Below are 13579 nucleotides of genomic sequence, written 5' to 3' on the forward strand. Positions count from 1 at the left end.
GCTCACTCGGGGCCAGGCCGCGCACCCGCTCCACCACCTGCCGCAGATGCTCGGGCGTGGTGCCGCAGCAGCCGCCCACCAGAGACAGGCCGTACTCGCCGACGAACGTCTCCTGCGCGTCGGCCAGTTCGGACGCCGTCAGCGGGTAGTGGGCGCCGTCCTTGCCGAGGACCGGCAGGCCCGCGTTGGGCATGCAGGCGATCGGTACGCGCGAGTGGCGGGCCAGATAGCGCAGGTGCTCGCTCATCTCGGCGGGGCCCGTGGCGCAGTTGAGGCCGATCATGTCGATACCGAGCGGCTCCAGGGCCGTCAGGGCGGCACCGATCTCCGAGCCCAGGAGCATCGTGCCGGTCGTCTCGACGGTGACCGAGCAGATGATGGGCAGGTTCGCGCCGGTCGCTTCCAGGGCGCGGTGGGCGCCCAGAATCGCGGACTTGGTCTGCAGCAGGTCCTGGGTGGTCTCCACCAGGAGGGCGTCGGCGCCACCGGCGATCAGGCCTTCGGCGTTCTGCTGGTAGGCGTCGCGCAACTTGACGTACGGGGCGTGGCCCAGGGTGGGCAGCTTGGTGCCGGGGCCCATCGAGCCGAGGACCCAGCGCTCCTGGCCGGTCGACTCGTGGAACTCGTCGGCCACTTCACGGGCGATCCGCGCGCCGGACTCGGAGAGCTCGAAGACCCGCTCCGGGATGTCGTACTCCCCCAGGGCCGCGAAATTGGCCCCGAAAGTGTTGGTTTCGACGCAGTCGACACCTACTGCGAAGTACTCGGCGTGCACCGAGCGGACGATGTCGGGCCGGGTCACATTGAGGATTTCGTTGCAGCCCTCCAGCTGCTGGAAGTCCTCCATCGAGGGGTCCTGCGCCTGAAGCATCGTGCCCATCGCCCCGTCGGCCACCACCACCCGGGTGGCAAGGGCCGTACGCAGAGCGTCTGCTCGGTTCGGGCTGGCGGTTGCGGGGGTCGGCTGCGAGGCCATGGATGAGCTCCCTGGAGTGCGACGGCTGTCGGCTTTGCGTCTTCCCGGCGGAAGGCGCACGCGGTCAGGGTAGCCGGGACGAAGGTCCTTCTGTGAAGACGTCCAGCAAGCAGACAGTCACCGCTCCAGGTCCGCGCGAGTGGCCCAGGAGGAAAGAGCTGAGAAAAGAGCCGCGGAAAGAGTCCGGCCCACCCGTTAGGACAAGGTCGGCATGGGCCGATAGTGTTCAGCATTGTCGAACGACCGGGTCGGCGGAGGTCCCGCACGCAAAAGGGGCCCGCAATAGAGCCGGACGCGGGGCGCGGACGGTGCCCGAGGGCACGGACCCGAGGGACAGGAAGGGGAGCTGACGCGTGGCGAAGAACATCCAGTCGCTCGAGCGCGCGGCGGCCATGCTGCGGTTGCTCGCGGGCGGCGAGCGGCGCCTCGGCCTCTCCGACATCGCCTCCGCACTGGGCCTCGCGAAGGGCACGGCGCACGGCATCCTGCGCACCCTGCAGCAGGAGGGTTTCGTCGAGCAGGACGCCGCCTCGGGCCGCTACCAGCTGGGCGCCGAGCTGCTACGCCTCGGCAACAGCTATCTGGACGTGCACGAACTGCGGGCCCGGGCGCTGGTGTGGACCGACGACCTGGCCCGCTCCAGCGGCGAGAGCGTCTACCTGGGCGTCCTGCACCAGCAGGGCGTCCTGATCGTGCACCACGTCTTCCGGCCCGACGACAGCCGGCAGGTGCTCGAGGTGGGCGCGATGCAGCCGCTGCACTCCACGGCGCTCGGCAAGGTGCTCTCCGCCTACGACCCGGTGGCGCACAGCGAGGTCGTGGAGGCCGAGCGGAAGGACTACACGCCGCACACGGTCACCGCGCTCGACGCCTTCGAGAGCGTCCTCGACCTGACCCGCGCGCGTGGCTGGGCCGCCGACATCGAGGAGACCTGGGACGGTGTGGCCTCCGTCGCGGCCCCGATCCACGACCGGCGGCGGATGCCGGTCGGCGCGGTCGGCATCACCGGCGCCGTGGAGCGGGTCTGCGCCGACGGCGAGCTGCGTTCCGAGCTGGTCGCGGCGGTGCGCGACTGCGCCCGCGCGGTGTCGCGTGACCTGGGCGCCGGGCGCTTCTGAGGCACGGTGCCGCAGGGCGCTCCGGGGTGCTCCCGGGCGCTGCGGGCGGGCGTTTTCCCCAGTTGGACAGGCACCCTCCGTGCCCGCCGCGAGTCACCCCGTGACCCGCGCCTCAAGGCGACGGATAACGATCGCGATTACCGTCACAGAAGTCTTGACGTCGAGTTAACCCTGGCGGAAAACTGCCGTTCAACGGTCGGCATTGTCGAACACCTACCGGTAATGCGAGGTAGGGTGTGGCAAGGCGGATCGGGCATACGCCCTCACCCTGAGGGCGCGGACCACCGGCGGGACCCGTGGTTCGCCTTCCCCTGGACGAAGGACAAAGGAGTCGCGGGTGTCCAGCTCCGACATCTTCATCAGCGAGACCATCGGTACCGCTGTTCTGATCCTGCTGGGCGGTGGCGTCTGCGCCGCCGTCACGCTGAAGCGCTCGAAGGCTTTCCAAGCCGGTTGGGTGGCCATCGCTTTCGGTTGGGGCTTCGCGGTCCTCACCGGTGCCTACATCGCCGTGCAGTCCGGCGCGCACCTCAACCCCGCGGTGACCGTCGGCCTCATCATCAAGGGCGGTGACGGCGCCCCCACCTGGGGTGACACCCCGGCCTACTTCTCGGGCCAGCTGCTCGGCGCGATGATCGGCGCGGTTCTCGTGTGGATCGCCTACTACGGCCACTTCAAGGCCCACCTGAACGACCCCGAGGTCGCCGCGCAGAAGACCGCCAACCCCGGCCCGGTGCACGGTGTCTTCTTCACGTCGCCCGAGATCCGCAACCCCCTGCAGAACCTGGCCACCGAGGTGATCGCCACCATCGTGCTCGTGCTGGCGATCCTCACCCAGGGCCTGAGCGCGGACGGCAAGGGCCTCTCCTGGGGCGGTGCGCTGATCACCGCGCTGGTCGTGGTCGGCATCGGTCTCTCCCTCGGCGGGCCGACCGGCTACGCGATCAACCCGGTCCGTGACCTGGGCCCGCGCATCGTGCACTCCCTGCTGCCGCTGCCGAACAAGGGCGGCTCCGACTGGTCGTACGCCTGGATCCCCGTCGTCGGCCCGCTTCTCGGCGGCGCCATAGCGGCCGGCATCTACAACGTGGCCTTCGCCTGAGCCGCAGCAACCAGCTGAGCGCACACCGCACCGCCGTACCAAAGACTTCATGGAGCACACAGTGACCGACGCACACACCGCCGGGCCCTTCATCGCCGCGATCGACCAGGGCACCACCTCCAGCCGCTGCATCGTCTTCGACAAGGACGGCCGGATCGTCGCCGTCGACCAGCGCGAGCACGAGCAGATCTTCCCCAAGCCGGGCTGGGTCGAGCACGACGCCAAGGAGATCTGGACCAACGTCCAGTCCGTGGTCGCCGGGGCCGTCACCAAGGCCGGGATCACCGCCGCCGACGTCAAGGCGATCGGCATCACCAACCAGCGTGAGACCACGCTGATGTGGGACAAGAACACCGGCGAGCCGGTGCACAACGCCATCGTGTGGCAGGACACCCGCACCGACGCGCTGTGCAAGGAGCTCGGCCGCAACGTCGGCCAGGACCGCTTCCGCCGCGAGACCGGCCTCCCGCTCGCCTCCTACTTCGCGGGCCCGAAGGTCCGCTGGCTGCTCGACAACGTCGAGGGCCTGCGCGAGCGCGCCGAGGCCGGCGACATCCTCTTCGGCACCATGGACTCCTGGGTCATCTGGAATCTGACCGGCGGCACCGACGGCGGCGTGCACGTCACCGACGTCACCAACGCCTCGCGCACCCTCCTGATGAACCTGCACGAGATGGCCTGGGACGAGCGCATCGTGGAGCACTCGATGGGCATCCCGCTCGCCGTGCTCCCGGAGATCAGGTCCTCCGCCGAGGTCTACGGCCACGCCAAGGGCGGCATCCTCGACGGCGTTCCCGTCGCCTCCGCACTCGGCGACCAGCAGGCCGCCCTGTTCGGCCAGACCTGTTTCGCCAAGGGCGAGGCCAAGTCGACGTACGGCACCGGCACCTTCATGCTGATGAACACCGGTGACGAGCCCGTCAACTCCTACAACGGCCTGCTCACCACGGTCGGTTACCAGATCGGCGACCAGAAGCCGGTCTACGCCCTCGAGGGCTCGATCGCGGTCACCGGCTCCCTGGTGCAGTGGATGCGCGACCAGATGGGCCTGATCCAGTCCGCCGCCGAGATCGAGACCCTCGCGTCCTCGGTCGAGGACAACGGCGGCGCCTACTTCGTGCCGGCCTTCTCCGGTCTGTTCGCCCCGTACTGGCGCTCCGACGCCCGCGGTGTGATCGCCGGCCTGACCCGGTACGTCACCAAGGCGCACATCGCGCGCGCCGTGCTCGAGGCCACCGCCTGGCAGACCCGTGAGATCACCGACGCCATGACGAAGGACTCCGGCGTCGAGCTCGCGGCTCTCAAGGTCGACGGCGGTATGACCTCCAACAACCTGCTGATGCAGACGATCTCCGACTTCACGGACGCTCCCGTGGTGCGCCCGATGGTCGCGGAGACCACCTGCCTCGGTGCGGCCTACGCCGCCGGCCTCGCCGTCGGCTTCTGGCCGGACACCGACGCCCTGCGCGCCAACTGGCGCCGGGCCGCCGAGTGGACCCCCCGTATGCCTGCGGAGCAGCGGGACCGCGAGTACAAGAACTGGCTCAAGGCCGTCGAGCGGACCATGGGCTGGATCGAGGACGAGGGCTGATGAATCCCTCTGCCTCGAGGACGAGCTGACGAGGAGCAAAACCCATGAGCACCCCCACCCTGCAGAGCGGCCCTGCCTACCCGGCGCTCGGCCTGCACCCGGCCGGCGGTTCGATACCGAGCCGTGCCGAGACCCGTGAGCAGCTGGCGAAGGCGACGTACGACCTGCTCGTCATCGGCGGCGGCATCCTGGGCATCTCCACTGCCTGGCATGCCGCGCAGGCCGGACTGCGGGTGGCCCTGGTGGACGCCGGTGACTTCGCCGGCGCCACCTCCTCCGCTTCCTCCAAGCTGCTCCACGGCGGTCTGCGCTATCTGCAGACCGGCGCGGTGAAGCTGGTCGCGGAGAACCACTTCGAGCGGCGTGCGGTGTCACGTCAGGTGGCACCGCACCTCGCCAACCCGCTCACCTTCTACCTGCCCGTCTACAAGGGCGGCCCGCACGGCGCGGCCAAGCTGGGCGCGGGTGTCTTCGCGTACAGCGCCCTGTCGGCGTTCGGCGACGGCGTCGGGCATCTGCTCTCCCCGTCGAAGGCAGCGCAGGACGTGCCGGAGCTGCGCACCGACAACCTCAAGGCCGTCGCGGTGTACGGCGACGACCAGATGAACGACGCGCGGATGGCGCTGATGACGGTCCGCGCGGCCGTCGAGGCGGGCGCCGTCGTCCTCAACCACGCCGAGGTCACCGGCCTGCGCTTCACCAAGGGCCGGGTGACGGGCGCCGAGCTCAAGGACCGTCAGTCGGGCGACGAGTTCGGCGTCAGCGCCCGTCTCGTCCTGAACGCCACGGGCCCCTGGGTGGACCACCTGCGCTCGATGGAGGACCCGAACGCGGCGCCCTCCATCCGCCTCTCCAAGGGCGCGCACCTGGTCCTCAAGCGCACCGCCCCGTGGAAGGCCGCGCTGGCGACGCCGATCGACAAGTACCGCATCACGTTCGCCCTGCCGTGGGAGGACATGCTGCTCCTCGGTACGACGGACGAGGAGTTCGAGGGCGACCCGCGCGATGTCTCGGTCACCGAGAAGGACACCACGCAGATCCTGGACGAGGCGGCGTTCTCGATCCGGGACCAGCAGCTGTCCCGCGATCTGATCACGTACTCCTTCGCCGGTCTGCGGGTGCTTCCCGGCGGCCCGGGCGACACCTCGAAGGCCAAGCGCGAGACGGTCGTGACCGAGGGCCGCGGCGGCATGCTGTCGGTCGCCGGCGGCAAGTGGACCACCTTCCGGCACATCGGCCGTACGGTGATGAACAAGCTGGCCGAGCTGCCCGGGCACCCGCTCGGCGAGGACATGCAGCCGATCTCGCAGCTCCCCAAGAAGCTTCCGCTGCCGGGTATTTCGAACCCCGACGCGGTCGCGCACCGGCTCCTGGTCGACGGGGGTACGCCGGGCCCGCGGATGTCCGCCGACACCGCGCGCCACCTGGCCACGCACTACGGCTCGCTGTCCTTCGACATCGCGCGCCTGGCCAACGAGGACCCGGCGCTCGCCGAGCGCATTCACCCCGACGCCCCGGAGATCTGGGCCCAGGTCGTCTACGCCCGTGACCACGAGTGGGCCGAGACGGCGGACGACGTGCTGCGCCGCCGTACGACGCTGACGATCCGCGGCCTGGCCACGGACGAGGTGCGGGGCAAGGTCGAGGACCTGCTGAAGAAGTAACGCTCCCTATAGGGCAGTTGTAAGGGGCGGTCGCTGTTGCGGCCGCCCCTTACGCATGGCTTGCCTTACGCATGGCTTGCCTTACGCATGGCTTCCGCGGGCCGTCACTTCTTGCGCGTCCAGTAACTGGTCTTCTCCCGCCAGTCCATCAACCGCGCCGGGTCGCCGAAGACCTCGATGCCGTCGCCTTCGGGGCCGCGGCGGGCGTACATGAGCAGCAGCAGTTCCACGGCGGGCCCGCGCACGGCGACCGTGGCCTTCTCGTGCGCGCGCCGGAGCGAGATCGCATCGCCGCTCAGGTCGAACAGCCACTCACCCGCGCCCACGTCCCCGGCGTCCGTGGCGTGGATGTGCAGCGTCCACGGCGGCTCACGGAGCGCACGGCGCTGTTCCTCGGTCTCCACGGCCTGCGGCAGCGTGCTGACCTCCATCCACTCCTCCAGGGCGGCCACCGCCACGGACGGGTCGAGGTCGTGGGGCGCACCCAGGGCCCGGGTCGCGTCGTAGCGGTGCACGACGGACTCGGCGGCCATACGGCGGGACCAGAACAGCGGGGTGCGCGGGGGCGCGGGCGCCCACACCCGCGGGTGCGGGCCGGCCTCGCGCAGGGTCGCGGCGAGCCGGCCGGCGCCCTCGGTGAGCCACTCGCCGAGGGCTTCGGGATCCTTGTCGCCGTATCCCGTCACGTCGTTGACGATGTCGTCGGGCACGGGTTCCGCGGCCCGCGTACGGACGATCTCCTCGGCCCAGCGGTACGCGCCGCCGACGTGCCGCAAAAGGTCGCCGAGGGTCCAGCCGGGACAGGCGGGAACCGGGACGGAGAGGTCGGCGTCGCGCACAAGGGAGCGGAGCAGTGCGGTCTGCCGGACGATCGTGTCGCAGTCGGCTTCGAAGCCTGCGGGAAGACTCATGGCCCTCACGGTAGACGGACCCGCATAATGCCGGGTGAGACATCGGATGTCTGAGCGAGACCGGAGGTTCGGGCCATGGCTGTCACCGACGAGGCGATCGAGAAGATCAAAGGCATGATCGTCTCGGGTGCGCTGCGCCCGGGGGACCGACTGCCCAAGGAGAGCGAACTCGCCGCTGACCTGGGCCTTTCCCGTAACTCGCTGCGCGAGGCGGTACGCGCTCTGGCGCTCATCCGGATCCTCGACGTACGCCAGGGAGACGGGACATATGTCACGAGCCTCGATCCGCAGCTGCTCCTGGAGGCGCTGAGTTTCGTCGTCGACTTCCACCGGGACGACACGGTTCTGGAGTTTCTCGCGGTACGCCGCATCCTGGAGCCCGCCGCCACGGCGATCGCCTGCGCACATATCGAGGAGAGCGAACTCGACGCCCTGAGCGCCCAGTTGGACGCGCTGGGCGCGGCACCTTCGGTGGAGGAGCTGGTGGCATCCGACCTCGAATTCCACCGCGGCATCGTGCAGGCGTCGGGGAACTCGGTGCTGTGCTCACTCCTCGACGGGCTCTCGGGGCCGACCACCCGGGCCAGGATCTGGCGCGGCCTCACCCAGGAGGACGCCGTGAGCCGCACCCTGTACGAGCACCGCATGATCCTCGCCGCACTGCGCGACGGGGACGCGGAGGCGGCCAGGTCGTGGGCGACGGTGCATATCGCGAGCGTGGAGCAGTGGTTGCGCTCCACACTGTGACGGCCACGCCGTGACAGCCGGGCCGTGACGGCCATGCTGCGGCTGAGGCGGCGGTCACGCCGCGTCCGGGGCGAAGGGCCCGGTCATCGGACGATTGAACTCATCCTACGTATGCCCGCGCAACGGGCCAACAACCCCTTCCCTAAAGGGGGTTGGGCGATGACAGCTCGGATGAATGGCGCCCCGCCTGGGGATGCATCTGTGCACTCAGGCACGCAGAGGGCGTGCAAGGGGGCTGCGGAGGGCCCCCACGGACGCCGTAAGGTTGGGGCGTACGCGAGGGCACGTCGGAAGGAGGCGCTGGGTGATCGAGCTCGAGGGGGTTCCCGAGCTGGTCGACCCGGTCATGGTGGCCGCGTTCGAAGGCTGGAACGACGCCGGCGACGCCGCCTCCACTGCGGTCGCTCATCTGGACAGGGAGTGGAAGGGCGAGGTGTTCGCGGCGCTCGACGCCGAGGACTACTACGACTTCCAGGTCAACCGGCCCACGGTCTGGCTCGACGGCGGGGTACGCAAGATCACCTGGCCGACGACCCGCCTCTCCGTGGTCAGGGTCGGCGGCGACAAGCCGCGTGACCTGGTCCTTGTGCGCGGGATCGAGCCGTCCATGCGCTGGCGTTCGTTCTGCAACGAGCTGCTCGGCTTCGCGCACGAGCTGGGCGTGGAGCTGGTGGTGGTCCTGGGGGCGCTGCTCGGGGACACCCCGCACACCCGCCCTGTGCCGGTCAGCGGTGTCACATCGGACGCGGACCTGGCCCGCACCATGAACCTGGAGGAGACGCGGTACGAAGGCCCCACGGGCATCGTCGGCATCCTCCAGGAGGCCTGCACGCACGCGGGCGTCCCGGCGGTCTCGCTGTGGGCGGCCGTGCCGCACTACGTCTCGCAGCCGCCGAACCCGAAGGCCACTCTCGCGCTGCTCAACCGCCTCGAGGACCTGATCGACCTGCGCATCCCGCTCGGCGAGCTGGCCGAGGACGCCCGCGCCTGGCAGCTCGGCGTCGACCAGCTGGCCGCCGAGGACAGCGAGGTCGCGGAGTACGTCCAGACGCTGGAGGAGGCCCGGGACACCGCGGAGCTGCCCGAGGCGTCCGGCGAGGCGATCGCCCGGGAATTCGAGCGGTATCTGCGCCGGCGCGACGGCGGCCCAGGACCGGGCCCGGTCCCCGGCCACGCCACGGACGGCGGCGACACCGGCTCGTTCCTGCGCGACACCCCGAGCGAGCGGACCCGTCCGCCCAAGCCCCTGCCGCAGGAGCCGGCGCCCGGGGCGGAGAAGGGCAGGGACTCCGGGGCGGGGGCGGAGAGCGGCCGCGAGTCCGACGGTGACGGTGACGCCGTCCGGGACGCCGAGCCCGGTGACTCCACTGACGCCGGTGACTCCGGTGACGTACGCGAATCCGGCGAAGCCGAGCCCGAGGGCCCGTCGGCCCAGGACGCAGACGATGTCGATGCCGATGCCGATGCCGATGCCGATGCCGCAGACAACGGCGCCGGCAAGGACAAGGACAAGGGCAACAACACGGGCAAAGACAAAGGCCAGGGCCAGGACAAGGGCAAGGCCGAAGGCAAGGACGGCGAGCCGCGCTCGGGCGACTGAGCGGCCGCTGACCGACGCCTGAGCCGGCACCGCCGCCCCGCCTCACACCAGGGCGCGCTCACCGCCCCGCCCTCACACCTGGTCGACCGCCACCGCCTCGTACTCCGTGTCCGGGGTCGGCTCGGCCACGTCGAAGCGGGCGTTGGGCAGATAGATCCGGCCGCCCCAGGCCGCCGCGGTCGTGGGGATACGGAAGCGCGCGTCGGTGATCCGCGTGAGCGTACGGCCGCGGGTGCCGGACCGGTTGAGGCGGAAGACGTCGACGGCGTTCTGCCGCTGCTGCACGACGTAGAGCACCCGGCCGAGCAGCAGCAGGCCGTCGCCGTTGGGGATCCTCGCTCCGCCGAGGTCCACGGCCGCGGCGACGCCGTCACTCGGGTCGACGCGCATCAAAGTGCCGCCGTCCGCGAAGGAGTTGACCACGAGCAGCGCGCTGCCGTCCGGAGTGCGCTCGATGCCGTTGGCCGTGAAGTCGGGGCCCTGCTGCCAGTCGCCGCCGAGCGGCAGGGTGCTCACCTCTCCGGGCGTGCCGTGCCGGTCGAGGGCGAGGCGGTAGAGCTGGGGCTTGAAGGAGTCCGTGAACCAGGCGGCGCCCGGCGTGAGGATCACGTCATTGACGAAGGTTCCGGCCGAGCCGACCGTGGCGATGGTGTGCACCCGGCCGCTGCGCGGGTCGGCCGTCCGCAGCTCCTGGCTGGGCCCGCCGCACAGGAACAGCCGTCCGCTGTCGTGGAGTTTGAGGCCGATCACCGGATGGCCCGGGCCCTGGCCCTCGACCACCGTGCGGCCCCGGCCGGTGGTCAGGTCGGCGCGGTAGACGCCGCCGTGCGCGATCGAGCCGAAGTACGCGTACGGGCGTGAGCCGATGGTCACCCCCTCGGGCCGGAAGCCGTCCGGGAGCGGAATGAGGGTGGGGCGGGCGGCGGGAGCCGTTTCGGCCGCACGTGCGGAGGCGCCGAGCGGGCCGAGGAGAGCGGCACCCGCGGCGGCCGCGCTCGCGCCGAGGAGTCTTCGACGTGCGACGCGACGGTCCGGACGATCCATGGCATCCATTGCGCATCCTTCCGGTAAGAGGTCCGGCAAAAAGGGTCAATGGCCGCTCATACCCCACCACATGACGGTCTTCACCGCAGGCTTTGGCCGGTATATGCCGTGACATCGCCTTCAGGATGAATTGCAGGGGGTTCCCCATTCAACTTTGTTTCAAACACAGTTGGCTCACCTTGGGGTGGACGCCCGGCGGTCCCGGTAGCAAGGTGTGCCACGAAGGCGAGGAGCACACGGGCGAGTTGAGCCGACGGGTCAGTTGAGCAGACGGGCGAGTCAGCAGACGGGCAAGTTGAGCAGACGGCCGGCCGAGGCCGAGTACCGCGGAGCCGACATCCGAGGGGAGCGCATAGCGATGACCGAGCAGGCGCAGCCGGCGCACGACCCGGGAGCCGCCGGACCAGGACCTGACGGAGCGGGATTCACCTACCAGGGGGCCGAGCAGGAGTTGATCGTCGTGGCCCGGGCCGAGGCCCGGCTGCGCGCCGAGGAGCACGGTGTCCGCTCGGCCGCGGGGGCGGATGTCTCCGCCCTCAATATGTTCCTCAGCGACGAACAGCTCTCCCTGGAGCCGCTGTTCGGCAGTGAGGAGCGACTCGAGGCCGCGGCGGCCGCGGGCGAGGCCCCGCCGGGACCCGATCTGGCGCTGTTCTACCGGGTGCGGGGCGAGCAGTCACGGGCCCAGGAGCTGCGGTCCCGGATCGCCGCCCTGCCCGGAGTCGACACGGCCTACGTCAAGCCCGGCGCCGTACCCGCCGCCACGCTCGGCCAGTACGGGCAGTACGGGCAGAGCGCCGACGACTCCCAGCGACGCAAGGAAGGCGCCCGGGTCACCCCCGACTTCACCGGCAGGCAGGGCTATCTGCGTCCGGCCCCGGAGGGCGTGGACGCGTACTGGGCCTGGCAGCGGCCCGGCGGCTCGGGCGAGGGCGTCACCGTCATCGATGTCGAGGGCGCCTGGCAGCTGGGCCACGAGGACCTGTCGGCGAAGCTGGCGGGCGTCGTGGTCGGCACACCGCTGCAGGACCTGGCCTGGCGCAACCACGGCACCGCCGTCCTCGGTGTGATCGGCGGCGACCGGAGCGAACGGGGAGAACAGGCCGAGCGGGGTGAACGCGCCGAGCGTGGCATCGTGGGCATCGTCCCGGAGACGGTCACCGCGGCCGCCTCCTTCGCGGGCATCGGCTCGGCGGCGGCGATCCACAAGGCGGCCGAGCGGCTGAGCCCCGGCGATATCGTGCTGATCGAGCTGCACCGCCCCGGCCCGCAGTTCGACTTCGCCACACGTGACGACCAGCGCGGCTATATCGCCCTCGAATGGTGGCCCGACGACTACGCGGCGATCCGGCACGCCACGGCCAGGGGTGTCCTCGTGGTCGGTGCGGCGGGCAACGGCTCGGAGTCCCTTGACGACGCGGCCTACGAGCGCAGGCCCGATGAGTTCCCCGAGTGGTGGCGCAACCCGTTCAACCCGGCCAATGAGCTCTCCGGCGCCGTCCTCGTCGGCGCGGGCGCGCCCCCGCCCGGCACTCACGGCCGCGACCACGGCCCGGACCGCTCCCGGCTCGCCTTCTCCAACTACGGGGCGCGCGTGGACGCCCAGGGCTGGGGCCGTGAGACCACCACGACCGGCGGCTTCTGGAACCGGCCCGGCGATCTGCAGGGCGGCGCCGAGGAGATCGCCTGGTACACCGACACATTCTCCGGTACGTCCTCCGCGTCCCCGATCGTGGTGGGCGCCCTCGCCTCGCTGCAAGGCATGCTCAAAGCGGCCGGGCAGGCCCCGCTGCAGCCGCGGCGCGCCCGTGAGGTGCTGCGCGCGACGGGTTCGCCGCAGCAGGACGCACCGGGCCGGCCCGCATCGCAGCGGATCGGCAGCCGGCCCGACATCAAGGCCGCCGTCGCGCATCTGCTGCCGTCGGCGATCGGTACGGGCCAGGCCGAGCGGTACTGGGACGAACTGGTCCCGTACCCGCGTGAACTCCCGCCGCGCCTGCGGCTGTTCGTGGCAGGGGCGTGGCGCAACCTGAACGACCCGTCCCCCGAGACCCGCCAGGCGGTGCACGCCGCCTTCGCGGGGGGACGGCCCGACGTACGTGTCTGGTTCGCGGACGACCAGGTCGTCGGCCTGGTCATCGCCGGCTGAACCCGCGGCACCCATCACTGAATCAATGAGGGAAGGTGGCACCCGCATGAGCACCACCCCGCAGATGAGTCAGCAGATCCCCCAGCAGCAGGGCCAGAGCCAGTTCGGCCAGGGCCAGTTCGGCCAGCAGCAGGGCCAGCAGGGCGTGAGCACCGCCCCGCCGCAACAGCAGCAGGGCCAGCAGCAGCCCGGTCAGCAGATGTACGGCCAGGGCGGCCAGGGCCAGATGGGGCAGACGGGCCAGATGGGCCAGATGCTGCCTCCGCAGCTCCAGCAGCAGCTGCAGCAGATGGGGCAGCAGCAGCCGTATCAGCAGCTTCTGCAGCAGCTGGGGCAGCAGATCGGCGCCGAGGCGATCCAGAGCGGCGTGGCGACCCGGTACTGGAACGTCGTCGACGCCCTGCCCGGCCAGCCGCCGATCCTCTTCCTGCTCGTCAACAACATCTGGCGTGAGCTGCACAATCCGAGCCAGATCGTGCAGGACGTCGTGCAGCGCGGCTTCATCGCCGGACACCAGGTGATCGGCTTCTTCGACAGCGCGAACCCGAACTCGATCCAGGCGATCGTGGTCAACAAGTAGCCGGCCGGCACAGACACACCGGCACAGACACAGAGGCGCCGGACGAGCCCTGCTCGTCCGGCGCCTCACCTGCGCAGGCGTCACAGCACCTGCGTAC

The 13579-nt window shown here is 70.7% G+C and carries 11 protein-coding genes; 8 read left to right on the forward strand and 3 right to left on the reverse strand.

From position 1 onward, the window contains the following. Positions 1-976: homocysteine S-methyltransferase family protein (locus ACFQVC_RS21275; protein ID WP_381832413.1), on the reverse strand; the 976-nt coding region annotated here is incomplete at its 3' end. A gap of 353 nt (positions 977-1329) precedes the next feature. Between ACFQVC_RS21275 and ACFQVC_RS21280 the strand changes: the two genes are divergently transcribed. The 4 genes from ACFQVC_RS21280 (at position 1330) to ACFQVC_RS21295 (ending at position 6451) form a co-directional block, all read left to right on the forward strand. Continuing rightward, positions 1330-2094, forward strand: coding sequence for an IclR family transcriptional regulator (locus tag ACFQVC_RS21280; protein WP_381832416.1), 765 nt, complete (start codon positions 1330-1332; stop codon positions 2092-2094). A gap of 337 nt (positions 2095-2431) precedes the next feature. Then, complete coding sequence (locus tag ACFQVC_RS21285) at positions 2432-3196, forward strand: MIP/aquaporin family protein (protein WP_381832419.1); 765 nt, start codon at positions 2432-2434, stop codon at positions 3194-3196. Positions 3197-3257: 61 nt separating this feature from the next. Beyond that, a complete protein-coding gene (gene glpK, locus ACFQVC_RS21290; RefSeq protein ID WP_381833125.1) occupies positions 3258-4787 on the forward strand; it encodes a glycerol kinase GlpK in 1530 nt (509 codons plus the stop codon). 44 nt (positions 4788-4831) lie between these two features. Next, positions 4832-6451 (forward strand): glycerol-3-phosphate dehydrogenase/oxidase, encoded by a 1620-nt coding sequence (locus tag ACFQVC_RS21295; RefSeq protein WP_381832422.1) that lies wholly within the window; start codon positions 4832-4834, stop codon positions 6449-6451. 104 nt (positions 6452-6555) lie between these two features. Here the strand turns inward: ACFQVC_RS21295 and ACFQVC_RS21300 are convergent, their stop codons facing one another. Then, complete coding sequence (locus tag ACFQVC_RS21300; protein WP_381832425.1) at positions 6556-7362, reverse strand: maleylpyruvate isomerase family mycothiol-dependent enzyme; 807 nt, start codon at positions 7360-7362, stop codon at positions 6556-6558. 75 nt (positions 7363-7437) lie between these two features. Here ACFQVC_RS21300 and ACFQVC_RS21305 point away from each other — a divergent pair, with 75 nt between their 5' ends. Further along, on the forward strand, positions 7438-8109 hold the full coding sequence (locus ACFQVC_RS21305) for a FadR/GntR family transcriptional regulator (RefSeq protein WP_381832428.1): 672 nt from the start codon (positions 7438-7440) through the stop codon (positions 8107-8109). Positions 8110-8413: 304 nt separating this feature from the next. Then, a complete protein-coding gene (locus ACFQVC_RS21310; RefSeq protein ID WP_381832431.1) occupies positions 8414-9709 on the forward strand; it encodes a PAC2 family protein in 1296 nt (431 codons plus the stop codon). Between the two features lie 72 nt (positions 9710-9781). Here ACFQVC_RS21310 and ACFQVC_RS21315 read toward each other — a convergent pair whose 3' ends face one another. Further along, a complete protein-coding gene (locus tag ACFQVC_RS21315) occupies positions 9782-10753 on the reverse strand; it encodes an SMP-30/gluconolactonase/LRE family protein (protein WP_381833128.1) in 972 nt (323 codons plus the stop codon). A 358-nt stretch (positions 10754-11111) separates the two neighbouring features. On the opposite strand from ACFQVC_RS21315, the gene ACFQVC_RS21320 reads away from it, so the two are divergent. Together ACFQVC_RS21320 and ACFQVC_RS21325 are read left to right on the forward strand one after the other, a co-directional pair. Continuing rightward, positions 11112-12902: a S8 family peptidase gene (locus tag ACFQVC_RS21320; RefSeq protein ID WP_381832434.1), complete on the forward strand. Its 1791-nt coding sequence runs from the start codon at positions 11112-11114 to the stop codon at positions 12900-12902. 46 nt (positions 12903-12948) lie between these two features. After that, entirely contained in the window at positions 12949-13482 is a 534-nt protein-coding gene (locus tag ACFQVC_RS21325; RefSeq protein ID WP_381832437.1) for a hypothetical protein, read from the forward strand. Positions 13483-13579: the final 97 nt, after the last annotated feature.

The organism is Streptomyces monticola (assembly GCF_042665355.1).
Taxonomy (GTDB): Bacteria; Actinomycetota; Actinomycetes; order Streptomycetales; family Streptomycetaceae; genus Streptomyces; species Streptomyces monticola.